We start from the raw sequence: 14,221 nt of genomic DNA on the forward strand, positions 1-14,221 counted from the left end.
CCGGGCTTATGGATTGACCGTTCGCTGCCCGTCAGCCACCGCGCTGACCAGGCGTTACTCGCAGAGCTCGCGGCCACGGCCGCCGGCGCGCGCATGTCGATCATGTCCTCCATTGCTCTGGGCGACGGGCCGGTGACAAGAACCGCGGCAAGCCATCTGGTAGCACGGAACCCTAGTTATCCCACCAATACACGATCTAGCGCCACCCGAAAACTCGAATGACCTTCTAGGCCGATATTGGACATTTACTCGGCATGACAGCATCGTCCACAATCATCAGTCAAGGGTGGACATGAGAACGTTCAGGGTTGACTGCGCGCGGCGCCTCCGATCAGGTTGTGCATGTGACCGAGCAAACGCTGGGCCAGCTGGCCGAGGAGTCATGGAACCGCTTCGACGACCACGACTCGGTGTTCTACGAAGGGGTCTGGCACCGCAGCCACGCGCTGGCGGAACGCGCCCGCCGGATGTGCGGCGGGTTCGTCGAGGCCGGGGTCCGGCCGGGCGACCGGGTGGTCGTGATGATGGCCACCTCTCCCGAGGTCCCGATCGTCTGCCAGGCGTTGTGGGCGGCGGGCGCGGTGGTCACGCCGGTGGTCTTCCTGGTGGGGGCCGAGGAGCTGCGGCACATCCTGCTCGACAGCGGCGCGTGCGCCGTCGTCACCTCGCCCGAGCTCGTGGAGACCGTACGGGCCGCCGCGGTGGACGTCCGGATACATGTGGACACGGCCGAGCTGGAGAGCGCCACCGAGCACGAACGGGTGCGCAGGGACCCCGGCGACCTGGCCGCGCTCATGTACACCGGCGGCACCACGGGCGTCGCCAAGGGGGTCATGCTGAGCCATCGCGGGCTCTGGCAGGTGGCCAAGGACGCGTACGAAATATCCCATCAAGAGGGGAAAAATCGTGCGATCGTGCCTGTGCCGCTCTCGCACGCGTACGGGTTGATCATCACCGTGGCCGGCCTGCACGCGACCGAACCCCAGCAGGCCGTGCTCATGCGCTGGTTCGAGCCGGAGGCGTTCCTGCGACTGGCCGCCGAGCAGCACGTCCAGTACGGCACCGTCGTGCCCGCCATGATCCACATGCTCCTGGCCCAGCCGCTGGAGTCGCACCCGCTCCCCGACCTGGCCTACCTCACCTGCGGCGCGGCGCCGCTGGGCCGGGAGGCGCTGCAGGAGTTCGAGCGCCGGATGCCGGGCACGCAGATCCTGGAGGGCTACGGCCTGACCGAGACCAGCGCCGTCACCACCTTCAACCCGCCGGGCAGACGCCGGCCAGGCAGCGTCGGCCTGCCGCTGGCCGGCTACACGATCACCATCCGCGACTCCGCGGGCGAGGCGGTGGAGTGCGGCGACGTCGGCGAGATCTGCGTCAGCGGCGACTCCCTGATGCTCGGCTACTGGGGCGAGCACGAACCCGACCCCGAGGGCACCGCGCTGGTCGGCGACGAGCTGCGCACCGGCGACATCGGCTGCGTGGACGACGACGGCTACCTCTACATCGTCGACCGCAAGAAGGACCTGATCATCCGCGGCGGCTTCAACGTCTTCCCGCGCGACGTCGAGGACGCCCTCAACCAGCACCCCGACGTGGTCATGTCGGGCGTCGTCGGCCGTCCCGACCCGCGGCTGGGCGAGGAGGTGGTGGCGTTCGTGCAGCTCAGGCCGGGAGCCGAGGAGAACGCCGAGGAGCTGATCGAGTGGGCGCGCGACCGGGTCGGACGGGTGAAGTACCCGCGCGAGGTGCGCTTCGTCGAGTCGATCCCGGTCACCAGCGTGCTCAAGCTGGACAGGAAGGCCCTGCGCGGCCGGTTGTGACCGTCCGCGCACACCGGGTCGGGCACGTCGGTATTCCGTGATAAACGTTGACCTGTCTGGAGGTGAACGTGAGTCAAGAAGATCCGTCCGGCTACCCGCACCTGCCCTACGGGGCGCCCTACGGCGAGCAGCCGCCTCCGCAGTACGGCTACGGCTACGGCGTGCCGCCGCGGCGCGACGAGGGCCCGCAGGCCGCCGCCATCGTCGCCGTCGTGCTCAACTTCCTGTCCCTCGCCTCCTGCCTCAACGTGCTCGGGCTGCCCGGCGGCATCCTGGCCGCCGTGGCGCTGACGCGGGCCCGCGAGCAGCCGGGAAGCGCCCGTTCGCTGCTGGTCTGGAGCTGGGTGCTGTTCGGCGCCGGTTTCGTGCTGAACATCGGGCTCTTCCTCTTCCTGGGCCTCACCGGCCGCCTGGACGACTGATCGATTACCCGTTCCGGGACTGTTCCTGCCGTCGTGTGTGTTGGATAAGGGTCAACCGTAGGAAGGGATGTCCGTGAACGACGGCCCGCTCATCGTCCAGTCGGACAAAACGCTGCTGCTCGAGGTCGACCACGAGAAGGCCGACGCGTGCCGCAAGGCGATCGCGCCGTTCGCCGAGCTCGAACGAGCGCCTGAACACGTCCACACCTACCGCGTCACGCCGCTCGCCCTGTGGAACGCGCGGGCCGCCGGCCACGACGCCGAGCAGGTCGTCGACGCGCTGATCGGCTTCAGCCGCTACCCGGTGCCGCACGCGCTGCTCGTCGACATCGCCGAGACGATGGCCCGCTACGGGCGCCTGCGCCTGGAGAAGGACCCGGTCAACGGGCTGGTCCTGACCTCGACCGACCGCGCGGTGCTCGAAGAGGTGCTGCGCTCGAAGAAGATCCAGCCGATGCTGGGCGAGCGCCTCGGCGCCGACTCGGTCATCGTGCACCCGAGCGACCGCGGCAACGTCAAGCAGGCGCTGCTCAAGCTGGGCTGGCCCGCCGAAGACCTGGCCGGCTACGTCGACGGCGAGGCCCACCCCATCAAGCTGCTCCAGGACGGCTGGGAGCTGCGCCCCTACCAGCGCGAGGCGGCCGACGCCTTCTGGCACGGCGGCTCCGGCGTGGTCGTGCTGCCCTGCGGCGCGGGCAAGACCATCGTGGGCGCGGCGGCCATGGCCCACGCCCAGGCCACCACGCTGATCATGGTGACCAACACGGTCAGCGCCCACCAGTGGAAGACCGAGCTGCTCAAGCGCACCTCGCTGACCGAGGACGAGATCGGCGAGTACTCCGGCAACAAGAAGGAGATCCGCCCGGTCACCATCGCCACGTACCAGGTGATGACCACCAGGCGGAAGGGCGTCTACAGCCACCTGGAGCTGTTCGACGCGCGTGACTGGGGCCTGATCGTCTACGACGAGGTCCACCTGCTGCCCGCGCCGATCTTCCGGATGACCGCCGACCTCCAGGCCCGCCGGCGGGTGGGCCTGACCGCGACGCTCGTGCGCGAGGACGGCCGCGAGGGCGACGTGTTCTCCCTCATCGGTCCCAAGCGCTACGACGCGCCGTGGAAGGAGATGGAGAACCAGGGCTGGATCGCGCCGGCCGACTGCGTCGAGGTGCGGGTCACGCTGACCGACGAGGAGCGGCTGGCGTACGCGATGGCCGAGGCCGAGGAGCGTTACCGGTTCTGCGCCACCACGCCGTCCAAGACGTACGTGACCGAGGCGCTGGTCCGGCGGCATCTGGGCGAGCAGGTGCTGGTCATCGGCCAGTACATCGACCAGCTCGACGAGCTCGGCGAGCACCTCAACGCGCCGGTCATCAAGGGTGAGACCAGGGTCAAGGAGCGCGAGCGGCTCTACCAGGCGTTCCGCGACAAGGAGATCCAGGTCCTGGTGGTGTCGAAGGTGGCGAACTTCTCCATCGACCTGCCCGAGGCGGCCGTCGCGATCCAGGTGTCGGGCACGTTCGGGTCGCGGCAGGAGGAGGCCCAGCGGCTCGGACGGGTGCTGCGGCCCAAGGCCGACGGCGGTGGCGCCCGGTTCTACACGGTGGTCAGCAGGGACACCGTCGACCAGGAGTTCGCCGCCCACCGGCAGCGTTTCCTGGCCGAGCAGGGATACGCCTACCAGATCATCGACGCCGACGACGTGCACGGCGAGGTGTGACGGGTTGAATGCCCGGCCGCTCGTTGCCTGAGCGGCCAGGCACGGCGTTTATGTCACGTCCACGAGACTCCACGGGTCGTCGACATCGAACCACCCCCCTCACCTGCGTACTATCACGCCGCCTGCGACATACCCCCATGATCCGCCAAACGCACCTGAAATGCCCGACTTTTTCGGTATTCCCACGTTCACCCAGAGATACGGTCTTTGCCGGGTTTGCTAGCCGGCCAGCAGGCCGCCGAGGAACAGCACCGCGCCGGCGACGATCCAGGCGGCGACCCCCGTCCCCATGAGCCGGCCGAACGTCCGCGGGTCCTGCCGGGACGCCGGGACCAGCCACGCGGCCAGCGTGGCGCAGGCGGCCAGCGCGGCGAACAACCCCGACACCGTGGAGACCGCCCCGAGACGCCGGGAACACGCCGGCGGGGACTCGCCGCCCGCGCAGAACGCCTCCAGCCCCCATCCGGCGAAGACCGACATCCCCCAGAGCGCCGCCAGCAGGAAGCTCGCGACCGTGGGGATCATCGGCGAGAGGACCAGGCGAAGCCGCGCCACCTTCCCTCCTTACCCCGCCGCGCGCCGGTAAATGCTTTGGAGGCACCGGACGGCCGCCGTTAAACTAGTCGATTCGCTGCCTTGACCACCTCCGTTTTCGACCATGGGAGGCGCTTTCGCATGCCCACACACCAACTGGCTCCCGACATACCCTCCGACGTGCTCGCTGCCGAGCAGGCCCACCTGGCCGAGTCCAGGGCCGCGCTCAAGGCGATGCGGGCCCACGCCCAGTCGTTGTCGGCCGACGCGGCCGGCGACTGGGTCTCGCAGCAGATCCTCCAGTCGCTGCTGGACCAGCGCGTGGCCGCCCTGGCCGACCATCCGGACACCCCGCTGTTCTTCGGCCGCCTCGACCGCGAGGGCGGCGACGACCTGCCGGGCACCCTCTACGTCGGCCGCCGGCACGTGCACGACGGCACCAGCCGGCCGCTGGTCATCGACTGGCGCGCGCCGGTGTCCCGCGCGTTCTACCAGGCCAGCCCGGCCGACCCCATGGGCGTCGTCCGCCGCCGCCGCTTCGGCTACCACGGCGGCGCGCTGACCGCGTTCGAGGACGAGCCGCTCGGCGAGGGCGGCGAGGTCGGCCCCTCGAAGATCCTGACCGAGGAGATCGAACGCCCGCGCACCGGCCCGATGCGCGACATCGTGGCCACCATCCAGCCCGACCAGGACGAGATCGTCCGCGCGACGCTGGCCCAGACGGTGTGCGTCCAGGGCGCCCCCGGCACCGGGAAGACCGCCGTGGGCCTCCACCGGGCCGCGTACCTGCTGTTCACCCACCGCGAGCGGCTGGCCAGGTCGGGCGTGATGATCGTGGGGCCGAACCGGGCGTTCCTGTCCTACATCTCCTCCGTCCTGCCCGCGCTGGGCGAGGTCAAGGTCGACCAGACCACCGTGGCCGGGCTGCTCGGCGAGCACGCCGCCGAGGAGGACCCGATGGTCTCCGCGGTCAAGGGCGACGCCAGGATGGCCGCGGTGCTCGACCGGGCGTTGTGGATGCACATCGTCAAGCCCGAGGACGGCCTGGTGTTCACGAAGGGCGCCTACCGCTACCGGGTCGCCGACCACGAGGTGCGCGAGATGGTGGCCTCCCTGCGCGGCACCACCCGTTACTCGCCGGGGCGGGCCGCGCTGGCCCAGCGCCTGGCCCACCAGGTGCTCGTACGGATGGAGCAGCGCGGCGAGTCGCCCGACGACCGGGTCCAGGACGCGGTGGCCAGGTCGAGGCCGGTCAAGCAGCTCGTCGACGCCGTGTGGCCGAAACTGACGCCGGAACAGGTCCTGCACCGCCTGCTGTCCGACCCGGAATTCCTCTCAAAAGCCGCCAAAACCGATTTGTCGCCTGACGAGCAGGAAATGCTGCTTTGGCGGAAGCCTTATCGGAGCTGGAAGTCCGCCAGATGGTCGGCCGCCGACGCCGCGCTCCTCGACGAGCTGCGCGACCTCATGGAACGCACCCCGTCGCTCGGCCACCTCGTCGTGGACGAGGCCCAGGACCTGTCCGAGATGCAGCTGCGGGCGCTCGGCCGGCGCTGCCGCAACGGCTCGGCCACCGTGCTCGGCGACCTGGCCCAGGGCACCACGCCGTGGTCCACCAGCTCGTGGGAGACCGTGCTGAAGCACCTCGGCCAGGACGAGGGCGAGGTGACCGAGCTGACGCTCGGCTTTCGCGTGCCGCGCGAGGTGCTCGACTACGCGGCCCGCCTGCTGCCCTCGATCGCCCCCGGGCTGGCCGCCCCGCGGTCGCTGCGTCCGGGCGCGGGCTCGCTCACGGTCCGGCCGGGCGGCACGGTCGCCGAGACCGCCCGGGAGGTCCTGGCCAAGGAGGGCTCGATCGGGGTCATCGTCCCCGACGCGATGGTGGCGGCGGTCTCCGAGTCGCTGTCCGGCCTGCCGCACGCGGTGCTCGACCCCGACGCGACGCAGGAGCACCGCCTGCTGATCGTGCCCGCCACGCTCGCCAAGGGCCTGGAGTACGACCACGTGATCGTCGTGGAGCCCGCGGACATCGTCGAGGCCGAGCCCCGCGGCCTGGCCCGCCTGTACGTGGTCCTGACCCGTGCGGTCACCTCGCTCACGGTGCTGCACGACAGGCCGCTCCCGGCGCAGCTGGCAACCTGACGGAGGGCGGGCACGGCCGCTTCTAGGATGGCCTGAAGGAGCTGTCAACCTAGGAGGATGCCGTGCCCGCACCGCTTCCGCATGAACACCTGCCCCCGGTCCCCGCGCTCGTGGTGGAGAGCGACGACATCCGCGACGGCGAGCGGCTGAACGACCTCCACGTCTTCGACGACTGGGGGATGACCGGCGGGAACGTCTCTCCCCAGCTGCGCTGGTCGGGCGCCCCCGAGGGCACCCGCGGCTACGCCGTCACCTGCCACGACCCCGACGCCCCCACCGGCAGCGGCTTCTGGCACTGGGTGCTGTTCGACCTGCCCGGCGACACCACGGAGCTGCCCAGGGGCGCGGGCACCGGCCCCGACTTCAAGGGCCTGCCCGCCGGCGCCGTCCACGCCCGCAACGACTACGGCACCAAGGACTACGGCGGCGCCGCTCCCCCGCCCGGCGCCCCCCACCGCTACGTCTTCACCGTGCACGCGCTCGGGGTCGACGAGCTGGGCGTCGACAGCGACGCGAGCCCGGCCGTGGTCGGCTTCAACATCACCGCCAACACGCTGGCCCGCGGTCACGTCGTCGCGCACTTCGGCGTCTGAGACCGGCACAACACCGCGGCGAAGGCGCCCCGTTCGCGTTCGGGGCGCCTTCGCCGTGGTGCCGCGTCGGGTTCAGGTACGCCCGGCGCCACCAGACGGGGTTCAGTCGCCCTGCACCAGTTCGTCGGCGAACGTGAAGTCCATGGGGGCGTTGGACGACCGGTCCTCGCTCTCGCCGGCCGACCGGCCCTCGAAGGCGTCCGCGACGTCCTCGCGCTCGCCCGACATGTCCTGGCCCTCGTCCGCGACGTCCTCGCGCTCGCCGGACACGTCCGCGCCTTCGTCCGAGCTGTCCTCGCGCCAGTCGGACATGTCCTGGCCTTCGTCCGAGGTGTCCTCGCGCCAGTCGGACCTCTCGTCGGCCTCGTCCGACGTCCTGTCCTCGCCTTCCTCCGACGACCGGTACCCGCCCTCCTCCGACATCTCCCCGCGCTCGTCCCGCGACGTCCATCTCGACGGCGAGGCGCAGTAGTCGCGGTCGTACAGTTCCAGGTAGCCCGCGCAGTAGGGCACGTCGACGTACTCCAGGGCATCGTCCAGGTAACCGTGGTCGTCTGCCTGGGCGGGCATCGTCATGGCGGCCGCGGCGGCCACCATGACGGCTCCGAGCCCGAGAACGCGCGCGGTGCGGGAATTCATGTAACTACTCCTTTGTGCGGTGAATCGTCACTTCGTTTCGTTACTTTCCGTAGTCAATAACTACTAAACGTGATGGGTCCGGACACAACAAAAGGCGGCCGGATCCGTGGAGATCCGAACCGCCTTCTGATGCGTCAGCGACCAGGCGAGGCCTAGAAGTCCATGTCGCCGCCGCCGGGCATGCCGGCCGGAGCAGCAGGGGTCTTCTCGGGCTTCTCGGCGATGACGGCCTCGGTGGTGAGGAAGAGCGCCGCGATGGAGGCGGCGTTCTGCAGCGCGGAGCGCGTCACCTTGGCCGGGTCGATGATCCCGGAGTCGAACATGTTGACGTACTCGCCGGAAGCGGCGTTGAGGCCCTCGCCCGGGGTCAGGTTGCGCACCTTCTCCACGACGACGCCGCCCTCGAGGCCCGCGTTGACCGCGATCTGCTTGAGGGGCTCCTCAAGCGCCTTCTTCACGATCGCCGCGCCGGTGGCCTCGTCGCCGTTGAGCTCGAGCTTGTCGAACGCCTTGGCGCCGGCCTGCAGCAGCGCCACGCCACCGCCGGGGACGATGCCCTCCTCGACGGCCGCCTTGGCGTTGCGCACGGCGTCCTCGATGCGGTGCTTGCGCTCCTTGAGCTCGACCTCGGTCGCCGCGCCGGCCTTGATGACCGCCACGCCACCGGCCAGCTTGGCCAGGCGCTCCTGCAGCTTCTCGCGGTCGTAGTCGGAGTCGGTGCGCTCGATCTCGGCGCGGATCTCGTTGACCCGGCCGGAGATCGCCTCGGCGTCACCGGCGCCGTCGACGATGGTGGTCTCGTCCTTGGTCACCACGACCTTGCGGGCGCGGCCGAGCAGGTCGAGGGTGGCGGTCTCGAGCTTGAGGCCGACCTCCTCGGCGATGACCTGACCGCCGGTCAGGATCGCGATGTCGCCCAGCATGGCCTTGCGGCGGTCGCCGAAGCCCGGGGCCTTGACGGCCACGGAGCGGAACAGGCCGCGGATCTTGTTGACCACCAGGGTCGCCAGGGCCTCGCCCTCGACGTCCTCGGCGATGATCAGCAGCGGCTTGCCGGACTGAACGACCTTGTCGAGCAGCGGCAGCAGGTCCTTGTTGGCCGAGACCTTGCTGTTGACGATCAGGATGTACGGGTCTTCGAGAACGGCCTCCATGCGGTCGGAGTCGGTCACGAAGTACATCGACGTCATGCCCTTGTCGAAGCGCATGCCCTCGGTGAGCTCGAGCTCCAGGCCGAAGGTGTTGCTCTCCTCGACGGTGATGACGCCTTCCTTGCCGACCTTGTCCATCGCCTCGGCGATGAGCGAGCCGATCTCGGGGTCGGCGGCGGAGATGGAGGCGGTGGAGGCGATCTGCTCCTTGGTCTCCACGTCCTTGGCCAGCTTGGAGAGCTCCTCGCTGACCCGCTCGACGGCGGCCTCGATGCCCTTCTTCAGGGCCATCGGGTTGGCGCCGGCGGCCACGTTGCGCAGACCTTCGCGCACCAGAGCCTGGGCGAGCACGGTGGCCGTGGTGGTGCCGTCGCCGGCGACGTCGTCAGTCTTCTTGGCGACTTCCTTGACCAGCTCGGCGCCGATCTTCTCCCACGGGTCCTCGAGCTCGATCTCCTTGGCGATGGAGACGCCGTCGTTGGTGATCGTGGGAGCGCCCCACTTCTTCTCCAGCACGACGTTGCGCCCCTTGGGGCCCAAGGTCACCTTGACGGCGTCGGCGAGCTGGTTCATACCGCGCTCGAGACCGCGCCGGGCGTCCTCGTCAAACGCGATCATCTTGGCTGCCATAAGGCTAGACCTCCCAGATGCAGGGTGGCGTGTCCTGGACCGAGCCGACGCCCGCGACGGCATAGGCCTGCATCTCCGTTCGGCAGACCCCATCGTCTCGATCCGAGTTGTTGGCACTCTGCCACACAGAGTGCCAACGAACTGTTTAGCACTCTACCCTGCCGAGTGCAAGCCACGGGCACCCCACCCCAGCTCATCGGGCAGGTCATCGGGTGCGCCGGTTCGTACGGCGAGCCGCCCCTGAGGCGCGGCCCGCCGTGCGAAGCCGACGGAGGAAACAGTGACGAGCCCGTACGGACTGCGCTGCCGCACGTCCCGCCTGGTGCATACCAGCGAGGGTGAATCAGACCGTGCGGACGGACTCCGCCTGCGGCCCCTTCTGGCCCTGCGTGATCTCGAACTCGACGCGCTGTCCTTGTTCGAGAGAGCGGTACCCGTCCATCATGATCGCTGAGTAATGGACGAATACATCCTTACCACCGTCTACCGCGATGAAGCCGTAGCCCTTGTCCGCGTTGAACCACTTGACGGTGCCCTGCGCCACTTCCGACTCCTCTTACTGGGCTCGCAGATCTCGCCCATTCCTTCGCGAGACCCGTAATCGCCTGACTTTTGGGAAAATCAGCCAGACGATCGCCCTCGACCATACCTGTGGCACGGGGTTTGGCAACAGAGTCAACCGACAAAACGCTAATTTCATCGAAGGCTGAGTCGTTCGAGGTTGAATTTGGTTCTAAAACAAGAAGGCGCCCACAAGGGGCGCCTTCAAGAGTCGGTGGTCCGGCGGTCAGCCGCCCGCGACGGCGGGGATGATGGAGATCTGAGCGCCTTCAGGGGCGGGAGTGTCCAGCCCCTCGGCGAAACGGACATCCTCTTCACCAACGTATACGTTGACAAAACGACGAATCTTGCCCGATTCATCCAGAATTCTCGCGCCGATCCCCGGGTAGTCGGAGTCGAGCTTGGCGAGAACGTCACGAAGAGTCGCCCCTTCGCCACTCACCTCGGCGTTACCCCCGGTGTAAGTGCGCAGAATGGTGGGAATCCGCACAGAAACGCTCATGGTTTTTGTTGCCTTTCCTGGATTGTCAGACAGTCGCGCGGAACGCGTCGAGAGAGGGCCGGATCACGGCGGTGGGCCGCGCGTCGTCGCTGATCGCGTCGAGCGTCTTGAGGCCGTCGCCGGTGTTCAGGACCACGGTCTCGGCCTCGGGGTCGAGCCTGCCCGTCTCGACGAGCTTCTTCAGCACGCCCACCGTGACGCCGCCGGCGGTCTCGGCGAAGATGCCCTCGGTGGAGGCCAGGAGCTTGATGGCGGCGACGATCTCGGGGTCGGTGACGTCCTCGACGCCCCCGCCCGTGCGCCGGGCGATGTCCAGCACGTACGGCCCGTCGGCGGGGTTGCCGATGGCCAGCGACTTGGCGATCGTGTCCGGCTTGACCGGCTGGACGACGTCGTGCCCCGCCTTGTACGCCGTCGAGACCGGCGAGCACCCGGCCGCCTGGGCCCCGAACACCTTGTAGGGGGTGTCCTCGACCAGCCCGAGCGCGATCAGCTCCTTGAACCCCTTGTCGATCTTCGTGAGCTGGGAGCCGGAGGCGATGGGGATGACGATCTGCTCGGGCAGCCGCCAGCCGAGCTGTTCGGCGATCTCGTACGCGAGCGTCTTGGACCCCTCGGCGTAGTAGGGCCGCAGGTTGACGTTGACGAACCCCCACCGCTCGCCCAGCGGGTCGCCGATCAGCTCCGAACAGAACCGGTTGACCTCGTCGTACGTGCCGTCGATGCCGATCAGCCGGCCGCCGAACACCCGGGCCATGGCGATCTTGGCCGCTTCGAGGTCGGCCGGGATGAACACGCACGCGTCGAGGCCGGCCCGCGCGGCGGCGGCGGTGACCGCGCCGGCGAGGTTGCCCGTGGAGGAGCAGGAGAGCGTGTGGAAACCGAAGTTCCTGGCCGCCTCGACGGCGATGGCGACCACCCGGTCCTTGAAGGAGTGGGTGGGGTTGCCCGAGTCGTCCTTCACGTACAGGGACCGGATGCCGAGCGCCTTGCCGAGGTTGCCGGCCTTGACCAGCTTCGTCCAGCCCGGGTTCATGTTGGGCTTGCTCGCCACGTCGGCGGGGACCGGGAGCAGGTGGCGGTAGCGCCAGATGTTGGCGGGGCCGGACTCGATGTCCGCGCGGGTCACCTGGCCGAAGGAGTAGGCCGCTTCGAGCGGCCCGAAACACTCCAGGCAGGCGAAGCTGGGACCCAGGGGGTAGCGCGTGCCGCACTCGCGGCAGGACAGAGCGACGGCAGGACCAAAGTCGAGCGACATGAAGCGAGGCCTTCCCTCATCTTCGCCCGCGGCCACCTTGACCGCGAACCGGAATTGGCACCTTGTCCCGGTCGGCCTCGCCAGGTCGCGAGCACAAGCCGGGAGGGTTGCCGGGGCTTCGCAGGGCCGGTCCCTCCACCCCTCTGGATGAGCAATATTCAGTTGTTCGAAAAGGACTCTACCTTCTCAAGTGGTGGAAACGACCACCCGTCTCAGCATGCGAGAGAACGCGTCTCACCGATAGTCCTCCCCGAGGACTCCCTGCACGTACTTGCGGGCCTGGTGGATGCGGGACTTGGCGGTGCCGAGCGGGATGTTGAGCTGCTCGGCCACCTCGCTGTAGTCGAGCTGGACGATGTCGCGCAGCACCAGCGCCTGGGCCAGGTCGGGCTTGTCGGCCTCCAGCGCCTCCATCGCGTCGAGCAGGTCGAGCCGCGAGCCGGCGATCACGCTGACCCGCCGCGCGTCCGGCTTCTGCATCGGCAGCTCCTCCGACGTCTGCTCGGCGGCCCTGCGCTTCAGCGAGCGGTACGTGGTGCGCGCGCAGTTGGCGGTCACGATGTGCAGCCAGGTGCTGAACCTGGCCCGCCCCTCGAACCGGCCGATGTTGCGCGCCACGGCCAGCAGAGTGTCCTGCGAGGCTTCTTCCGCGTCCTGGTGATAGGGCAGGATCCGGGCGCAGTGGCGCATCACGTCAGGCTCGATCCTGGCCAGGAGCTCGCCGAGCGCGCGATGGTCTCCGGCCGCGGCCGAGCGGGCGAGTTCCTCGGTTAGCTCATCTAGCGCCATAGCTGGGATCCTATGGGCGAAGGGAGCCCAAATGAACAGCGTTCTCGTGGCGTCCAACCGCGGGCCGGTCTCCTTCACCGTCGACGACGACGGTGAGCTGACCATGAAACGCGGTGGTGGCGGCCTCGTCTCGGGCCTGTCGGGGGTGGCCAAGGAGCACGGCGTGCTGTGGGTGTGCGCCGCGCTGTCCGACGGCGACCGCAGCGCCGTGCGCCTGGCCCCGGGGGGCCGGCTCGACCGCGGCGGCTACGACACGGGCGCCCTGCGCATGCTCGACATCCCCGCGGCCACCTTCCACCGCGCCTACAACGCCGTGGCCAACTCGACCTTGTGGTTCGTCAACCACCTGCTGTACGACATCCCCAACTCCCCCAGTTTCGGCACCAGGTTCCGGCGCGAGTGGGAGTCCTACCGCGACTACAACGGCGCGTTCGCGCTGGCGCTGGCCGAGGAGGCCGGGCACGGCGCCCGCGTGATGGTCCAGGACTACCACCTCACGCTCACCCCGGCGATGCTCCGCGCCGAGCGGCCCGACCTGCGCATCGCCCACTTCAGCCACACGCCGTGGGCGCCTCCCGAGTACTTCTCCCTGCTGCCCGACGCGGTGACCGGGGAGGTGCTCGACGGCATCCTGGGAGCCGACCACGCGGGCTTCCTCACCGCCCGGTGGGCGGCGGCGTTCATGGACTGCTGCGAGGCGCTGCTGGGCGCGCGGGTGGACCGCGCGGCCCGCACGGTCACCCACGAGGGCAGGACGACCCGCGTCGGCGTGCACAGCCTGGGCGTGGACGGCGCGGCGCTGTGGGCGCGGGCCTGCGAGCCCGACGTCGAGTCGCACATGGCCGCGCTGGCCGAGCAGGTGGCCGGACGCCGGCTGATCGTCCGCATCGACCGTACCGAGCTGTCCAAGAACATCGTGCGCGGGCTGCTGGCCTACCGGGAGTTCCTGGCCGCCCATCCGGAGTGGCACGGCAAGGTCGTCCACCTGGCCTTCGCCTACCCCAGCCGGCACGACCTGCCCGAATACCGCGAGTACACCGCGTCGGTGCAGCGCTGCGCGCGCGAGATCGAGGACGAGTACGCCACCGAGGACTGGGACCCGGTCATCCTCAACGTCAACGACGACTACCCGCGCTCGCTGGCCGCCTACCGGCTGGCGGACGTCCTGCTGGTCAACCCCATCCGCGACGGCATGAACCTGGTCGCCAAGGAGGGGCCGGTCCTGTCGCCGCGCTGCGCCCTGGTGCTCTCGCGCGAGGCGGGGGCGGCCGCCGAGCTGGGCCCGTACGCGCTGGTGGTCAACCCCTACGACGTGAGCGGCACCGCGGACGCGCTGCACGAGGCGCTGGTGATGCCCGAGGACGAACGCCGGCGGCGCCGCGACCGGCTGCGCGAGGCGGCCACCGCGCTGCCGCCGCACCAGTGGCTGGAGTCCCAACTCGACGCCCTGCTTTAACATG

General features: G+C 69.4%; 13 protein-coding genes and 1 riboswitch. Of the genes, 6 read left to right on the forward strand and 7 right to left on the reverse strand.

Going from position 1 to position 14,221, the window contains the following annotated elements:
• Window positions 1-344: 344 nt before the first annotated feature.
• The 3 genes from AB0J76_RS44885 to AB0J76_RS44895 all read left to right on the forward strand — a co-directional run bounded on the left by AB0J76_RS44885 (window position 345) and on the right by AB0J76_RS44895 (window position 3,962).
• Complete coding sequence (locus tag AB0J76_RS44885) at window positions 345-1,820, forward strand: AMP-binding protein (protein WP_352320897.1); 1,476 nt, start codon at window positions 345-347, stop codon at window positions 1,818-1,820.
• A gap of 68 nt (window positions 1,821-1,888) precedes the next feature.
• Window positions 1,889-2,242 (forward strand): hypothetical protein, encoded by a 354-nt coding sequence (locus AB0J76_RS44890; RefSeq protein ID WP_352320895.1) that lies wholly within the window; start codon window positions 1,889-1,891, stop codon window positions 2,240-2,242.
• Window positions 2,243-2,309: 67 nt separating this feature from the next.
• Window positions 2,310-3,962 carry a DNA repair helicase XPB gene (locus AB0J76_RS44895; protein ID WP_352320894.1) on the forward strand — a complete coding sequence of 551 codons (1,653 nt, stop codon included), beginning with the start codon at window positions 2,310-2,312 and terminating at the stop codon, window positions 3,960-3,962.
• A 219-nt stretch (window positions 3,963-4,181) separates the two neighbouring features.
• On the opposite strand, the gene AB0J76_RS44900 is transcribed toward AB0J76_RS44895, so the two are convergent.
• Window positions 4,182-4,517, reverse strand: a complete 336-nt coding sequence (locus tag AB0J76_RS44900; RefSeq protein ID WP_352320892.1) for a hypothetical protein — start codon at window positions 4,515-4,517, stop codon at window positions 4,182-4,184.
• 120 nt (window positions 4,518-4,637) lie between these two features.
• On the opposite strand from AB0J76_RS44900, the gene AB0J76_RS44905 reads away from it, so the two are divergent.
• On the forward strand, window positions 4,638-6,638 hold the full coding sequence (locus AB0J76_RS44905; protein ID WP_352320890.1) for an AAA family ATPase: 2,001 nt from the start codon (window positions 4,638-4,640) through the stop codon (window positions 6,636-6,638).
• A gap of 62 nt (window positions 6,639-6,700) precedes the next feature.
• Window positions 6,701-7,231, forward strand: coding sequence for a YbhB/YbcL family Raf kinase inhibitor-like protein (locus AB0J76_RS44910; RefSeq protein WP_352320888.1), 531 nt, complete (start codon window positions 6,701-6,703; stop codon window positions 7,229-7,231).
• 102 nt (window positions 7,232-7,333) lie between these two features.
• Here AB0J76_RS44910 and AB0J76_RS44915 read toward each other — a convergent pair whose 3' ends face one another.
• The 6 genes from AB0J76_RS44915 to AB0J76_RS44940 form a co-directional block, all read right to left on the reverse strand.
• Complete coding sequence (locus AB0J76_RS44915) at window positions 7,334-7,870, reverse strand: hypothetical protein (protein ID WP_352320886.1); 537 nt, start codon at window positions 7,868-7,870, stop codon at window positions 7,334-7,336.
• Between the two features lie 152 nt (window positions 7,871-8,022).
• Window positions 8,023-9,651, reverse strand: coding sequence for a chaperonin GroEL (gene groL / locus AB0J76_RS44920; RefSeq protein ID WP_352320884.1), 1,629 nt, complete (start codon window positions 9,649-9,651; stop codon window positions 8,023-8,025).
• Window positions 9,652-9,994: 343 nt separating this feature from the next.
• Window positions 9,995-10,195, reverse strand: a complete 201-nt coding sequence (locus AB0J76_RS44925) for a cold-shock protein (protein WP_106250594.1) — start codon at window positions 10,193-10,195, stop codon at window positions 9,995-9,997.
• Window positions 10,196-10,438: 243 nt separating this feature from the next.
• Window positions 10,439-10,714 carry a MoaD/ThiS family protein gene (locus AB0J76_RS44930; protein ID WP_352320882.1) on the reverse strand — a complete coding sequence of 92 codons (276 nt, stop codon included), beginning with the start codon at window positions 10,712-10,714 and terminating at the stop codon, window positions 10,439-10,441.
• Between the two features lie 25 nt (window positions 10,715-10,739).
• Window positions 10,740-11,972 (reverse strand): threonine synthase, encoded by a 1,233-nt coding sequence (gene thrC / locus AB0J76_RS44935; RefSeq protein WP_352320881.1) that lies wholly within the window; start codon window positions 11,970-11,972, stop codon window positions 10,740-10,742.
• 13 nt (window positions 11,973-11,985) lie between these two features.
• Window positions 11,986-12,126: riboswitch (SAM riboswitch) on the reverse strand.
• 80 nt (window positions 12,127-12,206) lie between these two features.
• Complete coding sequence (locus AB0J76_RS44940; protein WP_352320880.1) at window positions 12,207-12,761, reverse strand: RNA polymerase sigma factor; 555 nt, start codon at window positions 12,759-12,761, stop codon at window positions 12,207-12,209.
• A 31-nt stretch (window positions 12,762-12,792) separates the two neighbouring features.
• On the opposite strand from AB0J76_RS44940, the gene AB0J76_RS44945 reads away from it, so the two are divergent.
• Entirely contained in the window at window positions 12,793-14,217 is a 1,425-nt protein-coding gene (locus AB0J76_RS44945) for a trehalose-6-phosphate synthase (RefSeq protein ID WP_352320878.1), read from the forward strand.
• The last annotated feature ends 4 nt before the right edge of the window (window positions 14,218-14,221 follow it).

It is taken from the genome of Nonomuraea sp. NPDC049624, assembly GCF_040675255.1.
GTDB lineage: Bacteria > Actinomycetota > Actinomycetes > Streptosporangiales > Streptosporangiaceae > Nonomuraea.

Coding starts and splice junctions, on each gene's coding strand:
- AB0J76_RS44915 (WP_352320886.1), bottom strand. CDS start 7,870: ATGAATTCCCGCACCGCGCGCGTTCTCGGGCTCGGAGCCGTCATGGTG.
- AB0J76_RS44945 (WP_352320878.1), top strand. CDS start 12,793: ATGAACAGCGTTCTCGTGGCGTCCAACCGCGGGCCGGTCTCCTTCACC.
- AB0J76_RS44905 (WP_352320890.1), top strand. CDS start 4,638: ATGCCCACACACCAACTGGCTCCCGACATACCCTCCGACGTGCTCGCT.
- groL (WP_352320884.1), bottom strand. CDS start 9,651: ATGGCAGCCAAGATGATCGCGTTTGACGAGGACGCCCGGCGCGGTCTC.
- AB0J76_RS44930 (WP_352320882.1), bottom strand. CDS start 10,714: ATGAGCGTTTCTGTGCGGATTCCCACCATTCTGCGCACTTACACCGGG.
- AB0J76_RS44895 (WP_352320894.1), top strand. CDS start 2,310: ATGTCCGTGAACGACGGCCCGCTCATCGTCCAGTCGGACAAAACGCTG.
- thrC (WP_352320881.1), bottom strand. CDS start 11,972: ATGTCGCTCGACTTTGGTCCTGCCGTCGCTCTGTCCTGCCGCGAGTGC.
- AB0J76_RS44940 (WP_352320880.1), bottom strand. CDS start 12,761: ATGGCGCTAGATGAGCTAACCGAGGAACTCGCCCGCTCGGCCGCGGCC.